Raw genomic sequence first — 20,182 nt, 5'->3', positions numbered from 1 at the left:
GGTTTCTCAGAATTCAGCCCGCAATGTGACGACACCAAAGCCCGGCACAGCCACCCGGTTGCCGATCTTGTCGCCTGGCTTCTCATTGGTCCCGCTCAAGTACACGGACTTCGGCGCCCGATCACCCCAATTGAGACGCACGTTGTGATCCTTGCTGTTGGCGGCAAAGAGGCGAATGATCCAGCCCTTGCCGTCATCGGTCGGCTTCAGGCCTGTCACAATGACATCGTCCGTATTCAAGCGCAGCAGCGGTTCAGACATTTGCGCGCCGTTCGAGCGGGAAACCTGGAGCGGCTGCGTGAACGCCGTTGCAAAGCGCGTCGCCTCGGCGTGATCCGTCCCGCCCCGATGCGGGCGAAGGATAAAACGGAACAACGTCGGCCCGTCCTGATACGCTCGATAATTGGTTCCCCAATGGTTGTTCATCGCCCACGAATAGAACTTCTGAGTCGGCTCAATCCGTTTCCGCCACACGTCGGGATTCGTCTGCGAATTCAACAGCGTCGCGGTAATCCCGCCGACCTCGATCAGGGGTGCGTCCAACGTGATCCATGTAACGCCACGATTGCGGTTCGCTACGTCGACCCAGCGTCCGACCGTGAGCCAGTTTTTACAGGCGCTCGCGATCTGGTCCTTTTCGGGCCGCATCGCCGCGTATGGAATATCGACCCAAATCTGGCCGTCCGGAATGTTGAATGGGAAGGCGAAGTTCACGCTCTCCTTGCCATCCTTGTCGTAATAGCTCTTCGCCTTAAGCCGCGCCTTGTCCACCAGGTTGATCACCTCGACGTAATCCCGTCCCGCTACAACGCGCAATTCACGGCGGAGCTTGTTGCAGCCAGGGGCGTCGGATTCAACGATGATGGACGCGACGAGCGGCCCGGATTCGCCCACCGAGAGCGTCACGGAGCCGTTCGCCTGGAGTTTGCTGACGTCATCGCCAATGAGGTAACGATAGTCGTTCAGAGCCTCACCGCTTGACGTGTCGACGAGGTTGCCGTCGATGCCTTTTGCGGAAAGCTCAACGATGCCACCGCCTTTTTCATCCACGCGGACGCGGATGACATCATTTTCAACGACAGCACCTGACGCTTTCGCAAGGCGCTTCGGCGCAAGTGCAGGACCCTTCGAAACTGTGTAGCGCTTGGACGCGAACGGCGGCACGTTTTCCGCAACGAAGACCAGCTCACCTGTCGAGAGGCGTTGTGACGGGATGGTTTTCCCTTTTGCGTCCGTCACCCGATCGCCCGCGCGGCTTTGGTCCGGGGGGAGGAACACCACTTCGGTGCGCTCCCACGAAAGGGTGTTGACGAGGTCGATTGCATTTTCCGTTGCGCTGGAGGAACCCGTCGACTGCAGGGCCTGGGCCAGCAATGCGCGTGAAGCCTGCTCCGCGCGGTCGGCGTAACTCTTTTTGCCATCCCACTGCTCCTTGGTTTCCTTGCGTTCGGGCTCGCTGATGCTGCACCAGGCGCCCCATGTGTGTTCCGAATAGAGCAGGACGTCGCGCCAGGCGAGGTTGAAATCCTGCAGCGGATAAGCCTTCGGATTCAACATGGCAAAGACCGTTGCCGCTTGCGACAGCCGATCGGAGCTGTGGCGATTCTGCGAGGTTTGCAGTGCCGAGGATCCCGCGCCGTCCTCCCAGTACGGTGTCCAATCGCCGCTCACGACGGGCAGCTTGCTTCCGTGCTTTTTCTCGAATGCGCGAAATGCCTCGCTCGCACCCGAGATGATGAACTGCGGCCATTGATACTTCGCATTCCAATCGCGGATGAAGTCGCAGATCTCAGGATCGGGAACGGCGTTGTCGCCATGCCCCGCCCAGCGCACGTAGGCAATGTCATACGGGTAGCTCCGTTTCTCCAGGCCATCGTAAAAGTCCGTGATGAGCCGCGGCGAGAGTTCGTTGTAGATGTGCGACATCGCATATCCCCAGAACGGAATCCAGACGAGCACGCGGTTTCGTCCATCGGGCGCGACCCAGTAAAAGGGCTTGTTTTCCCACTCCTGGAGGATGTTGCCGATTCGATCGAAATAATTGGGTGCCGCCGTGAAGTATTTGATTCCAGCCTGGCTCATCGCGGACACGGTGCCCCACGTGTAACCCGGCACATCTGAGATCATCGCAGTGTCAATCGTGACACCGGTTTTCTCAGATACCTTCGTTGCGAATCGGAATAACTGCACCAGCTCCTCGGGACGGCACAGGGCGGTTAGTTCGTTTAAGTACAATCCGTTCAATGCGATCTGCCCCTGGCGCACAGCTTCATAGAATTCTTCGCGCTGTGCATCATTCATGCGCTCGAGGAACAAGTCGGCGGCCCAACCCACTTCGATGTTCCACACAAACCGCGAACCCGCGGGATAATGCGCCGTTTTGCGCGCGGCGGCGATTCCGTCGGCGACATTCTTGACCTGCTTGTTTTCCACCGCGCTTTGAATCTCCGTATAACCGATGTCGGTGTGGGAATGCGGCAGGACGTAGATCGTCATTGGCCGCGCGGGCTGATGCTGGAATGAGGTGCGCGCAATCGTTTGCTCCTGAAAGCGCACTTCAGCGTTAACCGTCGCCGCAGCAGCGATCTCGGGCAGCAACAGATCAAAAACGTTTTCGCCGGATCTCAGCGACAGGGCCTGCGGTTCGCCCGAGCCAAGGCGAACGCTGACCTCGGCGGGTTCCTGGTAGGGATGGTGAATCGTGACCTTGAGCGGCCGATTGCCGGTTTTCTCGACGAACGGCAGCACGCGCACTTCGATCCGATCGCGCGTGGGCTGGGCGTCGTCGGGTTCCGATGTAAAGAAGGCGAGTTCGGCGCCGCCGAGCGCGAGCAGCCCGGAAGTTCCCTGCCGGGTCACGCGCCATTTTGCACGCTGCGCCGTCACGGGTTGGGGCAGGACAAACAACGTTTCGCCGCTCCGCTTGTTCACGTGCTTCACAGGCAGCACGGCGACGCGATTCCCGGCGGCGTCCATGAGTTCAAGTTCGGACTCGGCTACAGTCGCGCGGTCATTTCGGTCCACATGCCGCAGCGCAGTGATACGTGCAGGCTGCGCCCATTGCATTTCCACCACGGTGTTGGTGCCCTCATCGCGCGACGCGAACTCGGTCTTCAATTTGCCATCGAAGAAGTTGCTCATGCCGAAGTTCCCGCCGGGAACGCCCTGCGGCATGTTGAGGATGCGTGGTGCAGGCAGCGGCACCATGGGTGTGAAAGCCAGCAGAGAGGTTGCGGCACTGAGCATCAGCGCGGCCACGCCTGCGGCTGCGAGGGATCGGTTTGGTTTCATGCGTGTTCTCATTGGATTGTAAATTTCATGGAGCAATCGTGTCGAATTCGGCGCGAAGGGTTACCAGCGCGAACCCGGGAATGGCTAACTTTTCGGGAGCAACCTCGAGGGGCCGCTCGCTTGTATCGCTCAAGTAAACTCGGGAGGGCTTGCCATGCGGCCAGCGCAGCGACACCACCCGAGACTCGCCCGATGCGCCGAACAAGCGAAGCACAAGACCGCCGCCATCATCCGCGGGTTTCGCCGCGGTAATCAGTACATCGTCGCAATCAAAGCTTGGCAGATGGTTGGTCGCGATCGCCACGCTTGGGCTGGAGACAATCAGCGGCTGGCTGAAGCCTGTCGCAAAACGCGAGGCCTCGGCGGGGTCAGCATTTGTCTGCGGCCGCATCACGTAGCGGAACAGAGATGGCCCTTCCTGGTAGGCGCGATAATTGGTTCCCCAACGATTGTTCATAACCCACGAATAGATCCTCCGCACACCGCGAACATCCTTGTGAATGCTCGGTCGCCATTGGCGCAGCTCCTCTGTTGGATCTTCAAACTGCACCAGCGGCGCGTCGAGCGTTACCCATGTGATTCCATGCTGCGCGTTGTTGATGCTGATCCATCGGCCGGCGGTGAACCAACCCGTGCACGACGCTGGAATCTGATCCTCCGCCGGTCGCATCGCTGCGAGCGGCAAATCCACCAACGCGCGCCCGTCGGGAACCTGGAACGGAAACGCAAAATTGACGCTCTCCTTTCCCTGTTTCCCCTTGTAGCTCTCCGCCTTGAGCCGCGCCTTGTCCAAATGGTTCAACACCTCGACGAAATCCCGCCCTGCGATCAGGCGCAATTCGCGCCGCAAACTGTGACAACCCGGAGCCGCCGATTCGATGGCGAGCGATGCAATCAGCGGTCCGCGCTCCTCCACTGAAATCCGAACGGGTGCATTGCCTTGCACGTCGTCAGGGTCTTCTCCCCGGAGATAGATGTATTGGTTCAACTGTCCCGCACTGGAGTCACCCGCGAAGTTATGATTGGAAGCTTTGGATCGAAGTTCGGCAACGCCTCCAGTTGCCTCATCCACGCGCACCCGCAGCAGGTCATTCTCGATTGTGAGTTCATCGATTTGCACGCAATCGGCGCCCCTATGCGCCGCGCCCGACTCGACGCGATAACGCGCTGTGCCGAAAGCGGGAACGTCCGCGGCAAGAAACGCCAGTTCACCGGAACGAAGGCGCTGCGACGCCGCCGCTTTGCCCGAAGCATCTACAACGCGATCACCCGCCCTCGAGAGTTCGGCTGGAATCCTGACGAGTTCTGTGCGTGGCCACGAAAGCGTATTGATGACGTCGAACGTTCCCTCCATTGAGTTGGCGCCATCGCGATTCAATTTACCCGCGCGCGTCTTCAGCGCCTGATCGACAAGGCGCTTCGACTGCTGTTCTCCCTGATCAGCATACGATTTTTTTATGGCCCATTGCCCTGTGGTTTGCGGGTGTTCCGGATGACTCACGCTGCCAAGCGCGCCCCATGTATGCTCTGAGAACAGGAGGATGTTCTTCCACGTGTTGTCAAAATCGGCCTTGGGGTAGGCAGTGGGATCGAGCATCGCGAACAAAGTTTGCGCCTGCGTGAGGCGCTCCGCGCTTTGCCGGTTCAGTGCTGTTTCATGAGCCGTCGAGCCCGCACCATCCTCCCAGTAAGGAGTCCAATCGCCGTGAAATTCCGGCAACGATTTGCCGTAACGTTCCTCCAATGCCTTGAAGGCTTCTGTCGTGCCCGAAATCACAAACTGCGGCGAAGCGTATTCCGTGTTCCAGTCCTTCACGAAGTCGCAAAGGCTGGCGTCAGGGACGCCGTTGTCGCCCTGCCCCGCCCAGCGGATGTGCGCGATCTCGTAAGGTTGGTTGTCGCTCTGCAGCCGTCGTCCAAGATCTTCGAGTAACCGCGGCGACATTGAGTCGTAGATGTGCGACAACGCGTAACCCTGGAATGAAATCCAGACCAGCACCTTGGACTTGCGATCAGGTCCGACCCAATAAAACGGTTTATCCTGCCACACGCGCATGAAGGCGCGCTCGCCATAGTTTGGGCCCGCAGACAGGTAACGAATGCCCGCCTGCGCCATTGCAGTGACGGTTCCCCACGTGTATCCAGGAACATCAGAGATCATGGCCGACCGAATGGGCACCCGGGTTTCCGCGGACAACTCCGTGGCGTACCGGAACAACTGGATCAGCTCCTCAGGCCGGCAGAGCGCCGTCAACTCGTTCAGATACATTCCGTTCAATTCCACCTGCCCGTTTTTGACGGCGTCGAGGAACTCCGCCCGGCGCGCTTCCCCGAGCCGTTTTAAATATAAGTCAGCTGCCCAGAGCACTTCGACGTTCCAAACATAACGAGCGCCTGCAGGGTAATCCGCCGTGCGGCGCGCGAGTTCAATTCCGCGCACCAGATTGTTCACCTGCTTTTCCTCGATCGCAGGCTGCAGTTCTGTGTAGCCAACGTCCGTGTGCGAATGCGGAAGGATGTAAACCGTCATCGGCCGAATCCGGTTCTGACGGAACGCAACGGTCTTCTGCAATTCGGAGGAAAGCTCGAGCGTCGCCTGCCGTTGCTCGGGCGCGGTTGCGGCACTCACTTTTACATCGATCGTGTTTACACCGTGGACGAGTTGAAGAGGGGTCGGTTCCGCATTCTCGATCCGCAACACCGCTGCCGCAGGCTCCAGGTACGGATGATTGACCGTTACACGAATCGGCTGCCTCCCTGCTCGATCGAGAAACGGCAGTGCGCGCGCTTCGATGGAATCACGCGTTGGAGCCGCATCGGCGGCATCGGCCGAAAAGAACGCGACCTCGGCGCCTCCGACGGTTCCAACACTGTGGGTTCCGAGCCGCGTGACCTGCCACCGAACGCGGCTCGCATGCATGGGACGGGGCAGGATCAGGAACGTTTCGCCCGACCTGCGGTTCACATGGTCCACGCGCACAGTCCCGACCTTCTTTCCTTCGGCATTGCTGAAGATCAATTCCGATTCGCCAACGAGTGCACGATCTGCGCGATCGACATGACGAAACGCAATGACGGTGGCCGGTGACGGGAACGAGAACTCAACAAAAGTATTCGTGCCGTTGTTGTCGGAGGCATACTCCGTTTCCTGGTCGCCATCAATCAGCCTCGCACTGCCGAAACCGCCGCTCGGATATTCGGTGGCAGCCCCTGTGATCCGCATCGGAATCCGATGCGTGGGCGTGAACGCGCTAACCTGCCGAGGAGCAGCCACAACCAGCAACGCCACTACCAGCAAGGCGGGAACGCATATGAAATGGTTCTGTTGCACGTTCATGGCTTGCCGGGCGTCACGACCCGATAAAACCGGGTGCCGTCGGATAACGCGTTGGTGATCGTTAGAACCCGATGTTCGCCAGAGGCGGGAAAGTCCTGCGCAAATTGCCATTCGCTTTCGAGCGTCACCCGTTGCTGCAACGAGTAACTGCGACCTGCAGTGGCACTGAATGAGAGGATGACGTGTTCGCCTGCGATCGAACTCGAAACCATCAACCGGCTGGCCGGATTGGACGCGAGGGTCCCAGCTATGAACTCCTGCCAATTGCTCATGCCATCGCCGTCGGGATCTCCATCGCGACCGTCAAAACCTTCGTCGCTTAAATGGTCCAGCTCGTTTTCCATTTCCCAGGTATCAGGCAGGCCATCGCTGTCAGAATCCGCCGGGACGGGGTCCGCCTCGCCAGGCGAACCGCCCGCAGCTGAGCTCGAGCGCCACGCTGCCTTGCCGATGTCCCCGGCAGGCACTGCGGCTTCATTGCGGGCAACCAGTGAGAACCCGTTGCCATCGGTCATCGGGAGCCAATCATCGCCAAAGCGAAAATCTGCGATGGTTTCACCGACCGCTCCTTCCAAACGCAACCGTTCGCCGGAGTTATCCAGGCTGCCTGTATACTGGCCGGCAATGTTCGTCACCTGCGGATAACGCGACAAAAAAGCTGTCCTGTTCTTCACAAGCACGAGGAAATCCCCCGGACCGAGGTTGGTCACTGCGTTCGTGCTTTGAAAGGTGAACTGAATTCCGTTGGTGAATCGAACTCCAGCCAGGTTGCACGCGCCGGCGCCCACGTTTCGAAGCTCGATAAATTCAAAGTTGTCGGCGTCATTCGTGTTTCCGATCGGTGCGTCAGGCGGGTGATACATGATTTCCGTGACTGCCAGCGGAATCGGCTGGACGACGATCGTTTTCGCAACAAGGCCGGACCATGGAGTCGTGAGCGGCGGATTGTGCAGGCCAGTCAAATTGCGATGTGCCGTGTTGCGGGCGCGCACCATGATCCGGGAATTCCGGGCGAGAGTGATCGGCGAGCCATAAACGCGGGCGGATGGCGAGATCCCGCCGCCGGCCGAACGCGGATCGACACCGTTCGTCGTGTAATACACAACTGATCCTGGAACTGAAGGACCCGTGATCGTCAGCACCACGGTGTTCGAAAGAAGTCCGGCCCCACTTTGCATGTTTGGACGCGCGAGAAAGTTCGTATCGATGAACTCCATGCGGTCGAGCAGCCATCGTTTCAGAAAATCGATTTCGGACTGATAGCTGCCTGCGCCGAAATCGTGGCTGTAGCCGTTGGCGGAATGCAGCCCCTGCCGCGGAGACGTGTCGGATCCAACCGAACCGCCCCACCTCGCAACCTCCCTGGGTTGCGCCGCCCGCACTTCGTTCGCCAATGTGTCGACAAGAGCCAGGATTCTGTTGGTGCTCCAGAGGTCACTGCGAAGATCCTGATAACGGTCGACGTAGCGCTGCCAAAAATCCGGGTCCCGGAACAGTCGCCGATACCACGCATTATTGAAAAAGATCGAGGCATTGAAGAAGTCCGTGTTGCCATCGTAGTTAATGCCGCGCCAGGAACGCGGATTAAACGGACGTTCCTCCACCCGGCTCGTGCCCAGCGCTCGATCAAAGTCCCAGATGGGTCCCATCGTTATCTTCCCATTCCGTGGAATGTGCGCATAGCCGCTGATGCGGAAGGCGTCGGCATTCAGCGCCAAAACGTTCAACAGGTGATGATCGATCCCCGCATCCACATCGAAATATTGCGCATACCCCGTGATGGGATTGGTCCAATTGGCGGCATTCAGCGCTGCGTAAAAGGTGTTGAGCCGATTTGTGAAGAACTGGTTTTGCGCAGAGCGGAGCGGAGAAACCATCTCGGGACCGGGAGGTTCGACATACACCTGGAAACTGTTGGAGAGCCCGCCCGCAAAGAACCTGACCTCGTCAGGATCCACAGCGTCGTTCTTGAAAATGTAACCGCCAGTCACTTCGGGAAACGCCGTCACGCCGGGTTCGAGCTTATCCACATCAACGCGATCCTTGCCCCGCTTGATCTTCTCCTCGACCACATACACGCCGTTGTAGTTCCCACCTGCGGGAGGAAAAAACATCACGTTGCCGCCGCTTTGGTTGACGAACACCTCGGCGAACCGGGTGCGGGAAGCGTAGCGTCCGATGTCGCGGCTCAACTGATGCATGAGCGGATTGTGAATCAAGGGAATATCGAACTGGTTGGGCGCGTACAGGACCCAGTCGGATTCGGCGGGCATGCCACAGAACCTCACATCACGGTCGTCGTTGAATTCGTCCCAGGCTTCAACTGCGAAGCTGGACTTCGGAAAACCTGCCGTGCTGAGGCCGCGGATATTGATCCCGGCACGCGTTACCAGGCTGGGCGGGTTGGTCATCGAGGCAACTCCAGAGACGGGTTCGAACACCATGACGATGGCATTCTGATCGCGCGACGCCGGGATGAGGCCGCCGCCAATGTTATCCAGAAGGATGATCGGAATGTCGGAGGTGAACTGCGCCGCACCTGCTGAGAGGCGCACAAAGCTCTCCGTTCCCGGCGGTCCAGGAAACAGGCCGCCAGTTGTCGGAAACGCGCGTGCGCGCACCTGCATGGTATTCGAGACCGTGATTGGGCCTGTGTAGAGCAGGGAGTTCGTCGTCGGGATGTTCAACACGGCGTTGGATCCCTGCGGGACATTGTTGGTGACGAGCACATAGCGGATCTTTGCGGCCGGATCCGGAACCGACAACGAAACGGAGAATGCGTTCACGAACGTGCCGCTCGAATGTGAGAACTCCACAGGGGGACAGAATCCAGCGCCTTGTGCGGCGTTCGGACTTCCAGGTGTCGGATTTGTGAAATAGCCGATCAGGTCAGGATTCAACCGGTCGCGCCCATAGGAGACGTCCGCTTGCTGCTGTGGATAAGCTGAAAATTCGGAGATGACATTCGTGGCGCTATTCGCGAGCGCGAGGTAACCGCCGCCGGCGCTCAACTTGAAGTTCGTATGAAGCCGCCCTGAAACATTGGTGTTCCGATCGGAAGCGAACACAACAAGATACCCGTTCGCGGGAATGAGGACCGGAGGAAACTTCCAGCGGGACAGCCGCTGAGCGTCGTCCGTGAGAAACCAGCCCGTGAGGTTGGCGACGACGTCCGACGCATTGTGAATTTCGATCCAATCGGGAGCGTTCCCCAGTTCATCCTGAAGTGAATCCGCCAGGTCGCCGCTGTTGGATGCAAGGAATTCGGAAATGTAAATCGACCCAGCGCCCGCTTGCGGATGGACTGCATAACTCCACCCGCTGCCGGCGAACAAATTCGAATGGCTGCTGATGTCCCGAATGCCATGGTTTGCGGCCCATGCAACATTCACTGCGCCCGTTGCTGCAGGCTGAAAGGTGAAAAGAAATTGCGATGGCGTGAGCGGCACCACGCTCTCGGCAGGAACATTGTTGATCAATAAATCAGATGCATCGAGGCCGCCGACAGGCTCGCTAAATCCCACTTCGATGGCATTTAGGATCGGCACCGCCGCGCCTGGACTCGGAGAAATGTATGCGAGCGCAGGAGCACTGATATCGGGAGGTGCGGCTCCAAGTCGCAATTCGCTTGCCCCAATGTTTCCTCCCACCGCCGGTGTTTGCTCCAGCTTGAAGAGAAAATAACGGCCAGTAAGAACGGACGGCAGCGCATATTCCGTCCAGATCGCGGACTGGCGGTTCGTGACAGGGATGATGGCGTGAGGCAGCACACCCGGATCCGCAGGCGCGAACGGAGCCGACGTGCCAGTCCAGATGCTGATGCGATCCACCTTGTCCCAGGCAGCGATATTGCCAGTGCGCTGAGCGTAAAAAATCGAGGTGACGGATTGGATCTGCGCTAGTTCGAATCGCAGGTAAGCAGGCCCGGTTCCGGAGATCGCCCAATCGAAATCAGGCGAAAGCGAAGTTCCCCGGCTCACTCCTGCAACGTCGCGATCAAAGGCAGCCGCAGGAGGAAAGGCAGCGCTGTATTGACTGCTTGCCGCGACGGCCAGATAGCCGCCACCCGACGGATGGATTACGGGAGCCGCCGACGCGGAAGGCGCACCCGCAAGGGCAAGGGTTCCCAGCAGGACACCGACAGCAGCCGCCGCAGGGGAGGCTTTTCGCAACGATGGAATTGTTGTTGTGTTTTCAAGCACGCGTTTGCATCCGTGTGTTCAGAACCCGTGGCGGAGAAGGCCGCCACACGCTGTGAAGCCGCTCTTCCCATGGCGCCGCTGCAGAGGTTACCAGAATAGATAATTGGGATCGGGCGGAGTATCGGCGTGGGTATGGAGGTCGTTCGGAAACTGGTAAAACTCCACATGCGAATCACCGAACAAAACACCTTCCTTGCGGACACCCTTGAAATTATGCCAGATGGCCGGCCGCACGTTCACATCGCGGTTCGCGTGCCAGTTCCATTCGCCCAACATCAGCTTGTTCACCGGCTTCTTCGCCACTTCCGAAGTCTTCAATGACACGTTGTCAGGAACCCCGTCGGCGGCGGCCCACACGGCAACGAAAGTTCGGGCATTTCCCGCAACATATTGCACGCGGAAGTAGTCGCGCTGAAAGGGAACCAGGTAACTGTTACCCCAGCCGTTCCAGGCGCTATCGAAGTTCGGCAGGTGCGGATCACCTTTATCTGACGGGCAGCGGAACAGTTCCTGGTTATTGCCCACATACGCATTCAAGGGGCGGTTCTTCGCGAGAGCCCCGTAATGCGTCGGAATGCCGGCTGAATTTGTGGCCGGGCGGCCGCCGAGCGCTGCGTAGCCCTCGATCACAGGAAAGCTGCCGTTGCTGTCGTCGGCATACAGATGAAATGCAATTCCAATCTGCCGCAGATTGTTCATGCAATAGGTGCGCTTGGCGTTTTCCTTGGCGCGGCCAAGCGCGGGCAGCAGCATCGCGGCGAGGATCGCGATGATGGCGATCACCACCAGCAGCTCAATCAGAGTAAACGCGGAGCGGTGCCGCGCCGGACTGGACTTTCCTGCATCTGTCGTCATAAGCACTTTCTTAAAGAGCCGGGGGTTCGATCCCCCGGCCCATCAACTACCCTCCTGGGTCAGTAATAGAGAACGCGGAAGAACTTCTGTTCGGCCGTGGCTGGCACAGGGCTCCCGCTCGTGATGCCGGTTGCATTGACCCACGGACCCGTGAGGGCGTCCGCGTGCTGCAGCACGCCGTGGCTTGGCCATTCCAGAACTGGCGAACCGTTGACGACCGAAATTTCCAGCGGGGCCGGAAGTCCAATAACGCCCAACCGCACCTCGGCAGCGCCGGGATTGCCCGTGATGGTCGTCTGCTCCATGTGCATCAGGAAATAACGTCCGGTAATCGGTTCAGGCAGCAAGTGCCGATTCCAAATGAGATTCCCGAGTTCAAGCGGAATGGTCACTGCGGGAGGCGTTCCGGGATCGTTGGTGCTGAATGCAGTCGTTTCGCTCGCCCAAAGGCTCACCTGCTGCATGTTGTCACCCGTCCCCGACCCGGCTCGATGAGCCCAGTAAAGGGCCCCAATGGTGTACACCTGGTCGACCTCAAAGCGAACCCATGCGTCGCCGCCGCCCGACCTTGCATACTCGGCCTGGGAGCCGATCGATGCGCCAAGCGGGATGTTGCTCACGTCTGTCTTGAACAGGTTCGTGGCGCCCCAGTTATTTGCAAAGGTCCGGTCCGCAAGCGCGTTTGTGTAGATCGCGCCCGTTGGGTCGAGAACACGAACGATGCTGCTCGAGACATTCACCGTCACCACGCTGCTGGTGGCGGAGTTCGCCTGGTTTTGTGCGATCAAATAGTAGTCGGCCGCGTCCGCCGTGCGCACACCTGGCAACACATACGTCGCGTTGGTTGCGCCTGCGATGGGAGATTCATCCCGATACCATTGATACGAAATGGGAGACGTGCCAGTCACGGTGGCGGCAAGGTTCAGTCGTTCGCCTGTGAACAGGTTCTGATTGGTTGTGATGCCGGTAATTTCAACGGGCAGCGGCACGATGGAACCCACACCGGCGGCGAAGAGGTTCATGATCTCCGCTTCAGACAAGGCGCGTTCATAGATGGCGACCTCATCAATCGCGCCGTTGAAGGTGCGGGCAGATTCCCCGCCGCTCACGTCAAGGCCGATCATCGTGCTTCCGCCAAACGTTTGAACCGGTTGATTGAAGGTATCGACGGCCATCCGGACCGATTGATTCGTGCCTGCATACAGCGTTGCATTCGTCGGAGTCACGACCAGCGCCACCATGCTCCACTCACCCACGGGAAGACTGATGCCCGAATCGAAGTTCACGCGGTTGCCTGCCCATTGATAAGCGAGGCGGGTAGCATTTGAGTTGTAGCTCAGTCCGGCAATGGTGCCAGCCGCGCGGCTGAACACGATGCCTGCGAAAGGCTGCTGCTCGCCATCCGGCCGGACCCAGGCTGTGATGGTCACGCGGTTATTTGTTGAAAGGTTCAACGGAGGCAGGGTGACAGCTGAATCGATAAGGAAGCTCGTGGTTTGCACCGCGGCGTTTTGATTTTCGAAACCAGGCTGTTGCGGGGGGCGAGGACCAACTGCGCTCAGGGCGGAGGCCGGACCATACAAGCCATTGTATCCACCTGCATAATCGAACGCGGACGGGCCGGCCGCTTCGTCGAAACGCCAATAAGCAACAGGCGGATTTGCCATGACGGCGGCGGGATAATCCGCAGTGGGAGCGGGGATCAATGAGAGGGCCGCCGCGGCGCTCACCGTCCCGCCAAACGCGTTGGTCACGCCGACAGTGTAATTGCCGAGGTCGGCTGCAGAGAGATCCGAAACCACAAGCTTGCTGGAAGTGGCGCCCGAAATCCGCGAGTTGTTTTGAAGCGCTACGCCGTCCTTGTGCCATTGGAAGGTCATGGGCACCGAGCCGGCAGTTGCAACCTCGAAGAACACGGAGCCGCCGGTGTAAATGGTCTTTGCCTCGGGCGCCTGCACGATGCTTGGCGGGGTCGGCGGCGGATTCAATCCGAGCCGCATTTCATTTCCACCCGGGTTTCCAGTGATGTTCCCCGCGGTTTGTTCCAGGAACAGGAGAAAATAGCGGCCGTCCACGATGTTCGTCAGGATGTATTCCCGCCAGACAGAGGCACCCACGTTGGGCTGCAGGTTGATCACGTTGTCGGGCGGAGTTCCGGGATTTGCAGCCGTGAAGGGAGTGGTTTCACTGGTCCAGATGCTCATGCGTTGCATGTTGTCGCCCGTGCTTGCGCCATTTCGCTGCGCCCAGTACACGGAGCCGACGGAGTAAACCTGATCCACTTCAAACGCCACATACGCTGAACCTGAACCAGACTTCGCCCATTCCGGACCGCCAAAACTCTGTCCAACCGAGATGGCCGACATGTTATGGGTGAAGAGATTCGTCGCGCCCCAGGCAGCCGCAAACTGGCTGCTGTTCGTGACGTTGGTGTAAATGGCGCCTGTGGGATCGATGACGTCAAGGGCCTTCGTTGAGCCGGCAAATAAAAGGCAGGCCAGGCCTATGCCGGCAAGGGATCGCCGACGCCAGGGGGCCGCCACGGGTTGGGTTTTCATAGTTGGTTTTCCTGCTTGGAGGGATGGTTGTCGCTCAGATCGTTAATCGCGTGGATTTGCTGCTGTCCGACTTTGTCTATACATTTATTACAATCGAAAGCGGGGAAGTCAACGGTTTTTTCCGAAACTTGACACCGGGAATTGCGCCTGCGCATAGATGCGGCCCGATGCTGAGTGTTGATCACAAGAGTCCGATTCCGTTGCGTGCCCAAGTGGAACAACTGCTGCGGGACCTGATTGTCCAGCCGGAATACCAGAAGGGCGCCCTGCTCCCGGACGAAGTCGCGCTCGCGGCGCAGCTCGGCGTCAGCCGCGGCACTGTCCGATCCGGCATCAGCAAGCTCGTTTTTGAAGGGATGCTGGAGCGCAAGGCGGGCGTCGGGACGCGGGTGTCGACACGAAACCTCGAATCCGGCATCACCGCCTGGCGCAGCTTCACGCGTGAAATGGCGTCCAAAGGCATCAAGGTGGAGAATTTCCGCGTTGAGTATCGGCACGCGAAAGCCTCTGCAGATGCCGCGCGCGCGTTGCACGTCGAACCGGACACCCTGCTTCGGTGCCTCAATCGCGTCCGCGGATGGGACGGAAAACCGGTGCTGCAGACCACTTCGTGGTTTCATCCGCGCATTGGTTTGAAGGGCACTGAGGACATCACGCGGCCGCTGTATGAAATGATCGAGAAGACCACGGGCGTGCGGCCGCGGAATGCGCGCGAAGAGTTCCTGGCGGTGAGCGCGGATGCCGCGCTCGCACGGGTGCTCGATGTTTCGCGAGGGACGCCGCTGTTGCTGCGACGCCATACCGTGTTTGACCAGGGCAGCAGACCGTTTGAGTTTGCCGAGGTCCATTACGTCAGTTCACGTTTTGCGCTCACCCTGGACATGCGTCGCGGAGAAGCTTGATCGTCAGCTTACGGGCTGCAGCTTCTGGCCGGCACTAAGTCGCGCATTTTCCGATGCGGAATCTTCATTCGAAACCGGTGCCGCCATCGATTCGCGCACAAATGCTTTCATCGTTGCGTAACGTCCGCCTTGAACCGTATTCGCCGGGCGAATCGTGTAGGCTCCAACGGCTGCCGGGACAATGAACGTTTCCGCGAAATGAACAACAAACGGCTCAAACGCGCCTTCGGGTGATTCGACCACCACCTCCTCGCCCTCGACAAGATTCAAGACGTTCACCCCTCCGCGGGTATGGTGCGGCACAAGCTTCGTAAACCAATGACGCCGCGTCTCAAGGAACTCGCGCTCGTGCAATCCCGTGACCTCCTCGCGCCAGCCGTTACCCACCGCCAGCGGCACAATCCGGTTTACAAGGTTCTCCCGCACCCATGCCGTGGTTCGATCCCACTGAATGTTTGCGATGCCGTGGTCCAGATGAATCGGCCGCGGCCTGCCATCGAGGCCGAGCCGTCCCCAATCCCACATCTTGAATGTGAAGATGAACGGCGTCGCACTGATCTCCAGCACCATGGACTCCGCTCCTGAACAATGAACGGTTCCGGCTGGAATGAGAAAATGGTCATGTTTCCTCGCCGGGAAAACATTCACATACTTGTCTGCAGGAAACTGCAGTTCACCCGCCTGCGCTGCCCGAAGATCGCGGATCATCGCGTCACGATCCACGTTGTCACGCAAGCCAAGATAGACGTTCGCATTTTCCCCAGCATCGAGGACGTAATAGCTTTCGTCCTGCGTGTAGTGCATTCCGAAATGGTGCTGGATGTATTCCGTCAGCGGATGCACCTGGAATGACAGGTTGCCTCCGCCCATCGTATCGAGAAAATCGAATCGAATGGGAAACTCATCTCCGAAACGGGCATGCACCGCCTCGCCCAGCAACGCGCGGGGTTGATCAAAGACCAGGTTGATTGAAGGCATTTCCAGTGTCACCCCGTCGAAATCGAACAGGAGACTGTTTTCTTCCGGCACGCAGTCAAAACACCAGCCGTAGTTGGGCGCGTCGCCATCCAGGCCGCACGCCTCGCGCATCCATTGCCCGCCCCAAGGCGCCGGGTCGAAGAATGGGACCACGCGAAACGGCCGCGCCACCGCATGCCGCAGTGCAGCGCGGACAGCGTCGCCGTCAGCAAGCTTCGGCTTTCCGCCAATGGTTGTATCGAGCAGAAAATCCCACCTTCGGATCAGCGGCCGCTTCCATCGGTCCGCGACGCGCCAGTCGATAAAGAATGCGCGCTTGTATTGCAGGCTGGTCCGCAGCGTCTGATTGCTTGCACCCAGATTGCTGGCTTCGTTGCGGCGAAACCGTGCCTGTGCCTCCCAACGGGGGAGATCCGCGTATACCAGGATATCTCCAGCCGTTACAAGCGCCGCACCACATCCGAGCACCACGACGACGCCTTGCCGGGCTGCCGCGACCTGAGACCTCAAGTGCTCCAGTTTCGCGGGTTCGAAAAACTGCGGCAGCGTGAGGCCGCCAAGAAAACCAAACACGGGATCATCGCCGCCGAGAAAGGGAGCGATCAGTGCATCGATTCTGTCGGGTTCGAGCATGGCCTCGGAGCTGCGCACCCAGGCGGCATGGGGCATGTGCGGCTTGAGCTCATTAAGAATTTCCGATTCGTTGACCCCGGGGTAGCACTCGACAACGATGACGGTTCGCGAACTGTCCCGCTTCGCAACGGCCTGCTGCAAACGCCTGGCACACTGGCCCCAGCCCTCCACGCACGCGCCGGCACCGTTCGGAACATTAATCTTGGGAAACTTGTCGTAGTTGCTTCGCTTCATTTCAGAACCTTCTCCATTTCCTCCTGCACGAGCCATTCACAGGCAACCAGCGCGGCGTGGTCGCCGAGGCTGGATTGCACGACCGTGACTTTTCCCCACGGGGTGTGAGCGTGTCGCTCCACGTATGCCTGAATGGCAGGAACAATCACGGAACCGCTGCCCATGATTCCGCCACCGAGAATGACGCGCTCTGGATCAAACACGTGAATCAGATTTACCACGAGCGCTGACCAGACTTGTAAACTTTGTTCACGCAGCGCGACGGAACAGGCATCACCCTTTGCTGCGAGCCGGAATATTGCCGCGTAGTCCACCACGTCCTCCCGAGCCAGGGCGCTGGACCCGAACGCAGGATGTTCGCGCGCAAGCTTCCCGATGACAGAGGTGGAAGCCGCGACTTCGGCGCAACCCTTGTTGCCGCAAACGCACTGCGGACCCGCGGGCTGAAGCGTGATGTGGCCGCCCAGGATTCCAGCCTGTCCGTGCACTCCCCGAAGCACGTGACTTTCGATGACTGCTGAGACCCCAATCCCTGTGCCGAGGGTCACGATCACGCAATTGTCACAGCCCCGGCCCGCGCCGTGCCGCCATTCTCCAATCAGGGCCATTCGCGCATCGTTGTCTATCGCAAGCGGCAGACGCAGGCGTTCACGCGACCAGCCCCGCAGATCGATTGTGGAGGCATCGCCGAACTTTCCGAAGTGATCCAGGATCCGCGCGTTCCTGCGATCAATGATGCTTGGGTATGAAAAACCAATTCCATCGCAGGTCCCGGTCGCGATTCCCTGTTCCTGACAAAGAGCTTCAAGCGCCGCGGCCACGGCTTCCAGCCGCGATGCGAGAGGTTGATCGGATTGCGCCGCAATCACCCGATGCGCCAGGACGGATCCGTCGCGCACAATGCCGAGCTTAATTCTGGTTCCTCCGAAATCAACGGCGAGACAGGTCATGCTTCACCCCGCCGCATCTCAAGCGTGAGCGTGAATCGGGAACTCACGTAATGCACCTCGGCGTATTCGAACGGCCGGTTTCCCTGGTCAAATACGATGTGACGCCGCAGCAGGAGCGGGGTGCCGCGCCTGACGTCCAGCAGGCGCGCCAGGCGGGAATCCGCGCCTACAGCCAGAAACTCCTCGCGCGCATAACTCGGCCGAACGCCAGTGGCACCCTCAATCATCTCGTAAACCGGCTTCGAGGTGTCTTCATTGCCCTTCAGCCCGATGCGCGGATGAAACCATGAGGTGCTGTGCAAGACGGGTTTTCCGTCCCATCCGCGAACGCGATCCAGGCGCCACAGCGATGCACCTTCGTCCAGGTTCAATGTGCGCACGGCATCGACTCCGGCCTTAACGAGGCGGAAATCGAGTCGAAAATTCTCCACCGAAATACCCTTGGAAGCCATCTCACGCGTGAAGCTGCGCCACGCGCTAATTCCCGATTCCAGATGACGGTTTGACACGCGGGTGCCGACGCCTGCCTTCCGTTCCAAGACCCCTTCGAACACGAGCTTGCTGATCCCCGAGCGGACGGTTCCCCTGCTGACGCCGAGCTGCGCGGCAAGCGCCACTTCGTCCGGAAGCAATCCCCCTTTCTGGTACTGGGGCTGCAACGCGAGGTCCCGCAGCAACTTCTCCACCTGCGCACGGAGCGGAACCGGGCTGCCATGATCAAGATTCAACATGTCCCACATTTGTATAAACAAATAGACGAAGTGTCAAGGTGAAGCCCCCTTGCAGAATTCATTTCGGCTGGGATTTTTCAGCGAAACGGGCCTCGATCTCTTCAAGGCTTTTGCCCTTGGTTTCCGGAACCATTCCGAACACGAAGACGAGGGCTGCAAGGCTGAATGCTGCGTAGATCCAGAACGTGCGCGCCGGGCCGACAGCCGGGCTGTCGTTGAGCATGGGAAAGGTCTGGGCAACGATGTAACACGAAGTCCAGATCGTGAACGTAGCAACGGACATCGCCCGACCGCGCACGCGGGCCGGGAAAATTTCCGAACAAAGGATCCACGGGATCGGGCCAAGCGCCATCGCAAACGCCGCGATGAACGCGAGGATCGGAACCAACAACGCCACTCCCTGCACGTTTGCATGGAACATCCAGCCGACTGCTGCGAGGGCGATGACCTGGGCGGTCAGCCCGATCAGGAGCAGCGCACGGCGCCCGGCCTTGTCCACAAACGCAACCGCGATCAGTGTGAACAGCAAATTGACCAAACCGACGACCGCCGATGCCGTGAACGAATCCTTCACACCCACACCGGCGGTGGTGAAGATCTTCGTCGAGTAATACATGATGGCGTTGATTCCGCTGAACTGTGAAAACGCCATGAGAAGCACAGCGATCAGCAGCAATCGACGAAACCTGGAATTCGCGAGCAGTTCGATGAAGTTGCCTTCGTTTTGCCGCAAAACCTCCTTGGTTGCAGCGATTTCCGCATCGGCCTCTACGCCACCGTGAATCGGTTCCAGAATGTCGCGCGCCTCCTTTTCGCGTCCCATTTGCACGAGCCACCGGGGACTTTCCTTGACGAACGCCAGCAGTCCAAGCAACAGGATCGCGGGTGCAACTTCCGCCCCAAGCATCCACCGCCACCCCGTGTGCGTGTTCCATGCTTCGTCACCGGCGCCCTGAATGCGCCCATTGATGAAAAGGGTGAGGAAAATGCCGCTGACGATTCCAAACTGGAACAGCGAACCCAGGCGGCCGCGCCATTTTGCTGGAGCGAGTTCCGCAATGTAAACCGGGCATATCATGGACGACGCCCCAATTCCCAGTCCGCTGATAAATCTCGCGACGAGAAATTCCGTGAAGGTTCGCGGAAGCGCTGACAGAAGGCCTGAGGCCGCGTACAGAATGGCGCAGAGAAACAGCACCTTCCGGCGCCCAAACCGATCGCTCAGGTAACCGGCGAACATCGCCCCAGGAATGCATCCAAGGATTGCGCTGGCAGCCGCGAAACCCTCCTGGGCCGGATTCAACCCAAAATGCAGTTTGATGTACTGGTTCGCACCGTTCACCACGGCTGTGTCATAGCCGAACAGGAACCCTCCCACTGCGGCGACCAATGCTACCATCAAGAGCAGCGGACTGCGCAGGAACGAAACCGGTTCAACTTGGCCAGCCGCCATGCTCGTGGACTTCATGGCGCGAGCAAATCACATTTGTCTATACATTTACAAGGGTTTT

The 20,182-nt window shown here is 59.2% G+C and carries 10 protein-coding genes; 1 reads left to right on the top strand and 9 read right to left on the bottom strand.

Annotation, left to right across the window (positions count from 1 at the left end):
- Positions 1–6: 6 nt before the first annotated feature.
- The 5 genes from VEH04_15730 to VEH04_15710 form a co-directional block, all read right to left on the bottom strand.
- Positions 7–3,291 carry a hypothetical protein gene (locus tag VEH04_15730; protein ID HYG24228.1) on the bottom strand — a complete coding sequence of 1,095 codons (3,285 nt, stop codon included), beginning with the start codon at positions 3,289–3,291 and terminating at the stop codon, positions 7–9.
- Positions 3,292–3,316: 25 nt separating this feature from the next.
- Positions 3,317–6,628: a hypothetical protein gene (locus VEH04_15725; protein HYG24227.1), complete on the bottom strand. Its 3,312-nt coding sequence runs from the start codon at positions 6,626–6,628 to the stop codon at positions 3,317–3,319.
- Entirely contained in the window at positions 6,625–10,830 is a 4,206-nt protein-coding gene (locus VEH04_15720) for a CotH kinase family protein (GenBank protein ID HYG24226.1), read from the bottom strand. Before VEH04_15720 ends, VEH04_15725 begins: the two co-directional genes overlap by 4 nt.
- A gap of 87 nt (positions 10,831–10,917) precedes the next feature.
- Positions 10,918–11,685 (bottom strand): prepilin-type N-terminal cleavage/methylation domain-containing protein, encoded by a 768-nt coding sequence (locus VEH04_15715; GenBank protein HYG24225.1) that lies wholly within the window; start codon positions 11,683–11,685, stop codon positions 10,918–10,920.
- A gap of 59 nt (positions 11,686–11,744) precedes the next feature.
- The gene (locus VEH04_15710) at positions 11,745–14,243 is read right to left on the bottom strand and encodes a LamG-like jellyroll fold domain-containing protein (protein HYG24224.1); all 2,499 of its coding nucleotides are present in this window, start codon (positions 14,241–14,243) and stop codon (positions 11,745–11,747) included.
- Positions 14,244–14,266: 23 nt separating this feature from the next.
- On the opposite strand from VEH04_15710, the gene VEH04_15705 reads away from it, so the two are divergent.
- Positions 14,267–15,145 (top strand): GntR family transcriptional regulator, encoded by an 879-nt coding sequence (locus VEH04_15705; protein HYG24223.1) that lies wholly within the window; start codon positions 14,267–14,269, stop codon positions 15,143–15,145.
- A gap of 3 nt (positions 15,146–15,148) precedes the next feature.
- Here VEH04_15705 and VEH04_15700 read toward each other — a convergent pair whose 3' ends face one another.
- Genes VEH04_15700 through VEH04_15685 form a run of 4 tightly spaced genes read right to left on the bottom strand, consistent with a single transcriptional unit; the run spans position 15,149 to position 20,139 of the window.
- Positions 15,149–16,990 (bottom strand): class I mannose-6-phosphate isomerase, encoded by a 1,842-nt coding sequence (locus tag VEH04_15700; GenBank protein HYG24222.1) that lies wholly within the window; start codon positions 16,988–16,990, stop codon positions 15,149–15,151.
- Complete coding sequence (locus VEH04_15695; GenBank protein ID HYG24221.1) at positions 16,987–17,940, bottom strand: ROK family protein; 954 nt, start codon at positions 17,938–17,940, stop codon at positions 16,987–16,989. The genes VEH04_15700 and VEH04_15695 overlap by 4 nt, the downstream gene beginning before the upstream one ends.
- Positions 17,937–18,671 (bottom strand): GntR family transcriptional regulator, encoded by a 735-nt coding sequence (locus VEH04_15690; GenBank protein HYG24220.1) that lies wholly within the window; start codon positions 18,669–18,671, stop codon positions 17,937–17,939. The genes VEH04_15695 and VEH04_15690 overlap by 4 nt, the downstream gene beginning before the upstream one ends.
- A 58-nt stretch (positions 18,672–18,729) precedes the next feature.
- Positions 18,730–20,139 carry a sugar porter family MFS transporter gene (locus VEH04_15685; protein ID HYG24219.1) on the bottom strand — a complete coding sequence of 470 codons (1,410 nt, stop codon included), beginning with the start codon at positions 20,137–20,139 and terminating at the stop codon, positions 18,730–18,732.
- Between the last annotated feature and the right edge of the window lie 43 nt (positions 20,140–20,182).

The organism is Verrucomicrobiia bacterium (assembly GCA_035629175.1).
In the GTDB taxonomy this organism is placed as follows: Bacteria; Verrucomicrobiota; Verrucomicrobiia; order Limisphaerales; family DASXHY01; genus DASXHY01.
The sequence above is the reverse complement of the archived record's forward strand: the minus strand, read 5'-3'. Positions and strand labels throughout refer to the sequence as shown.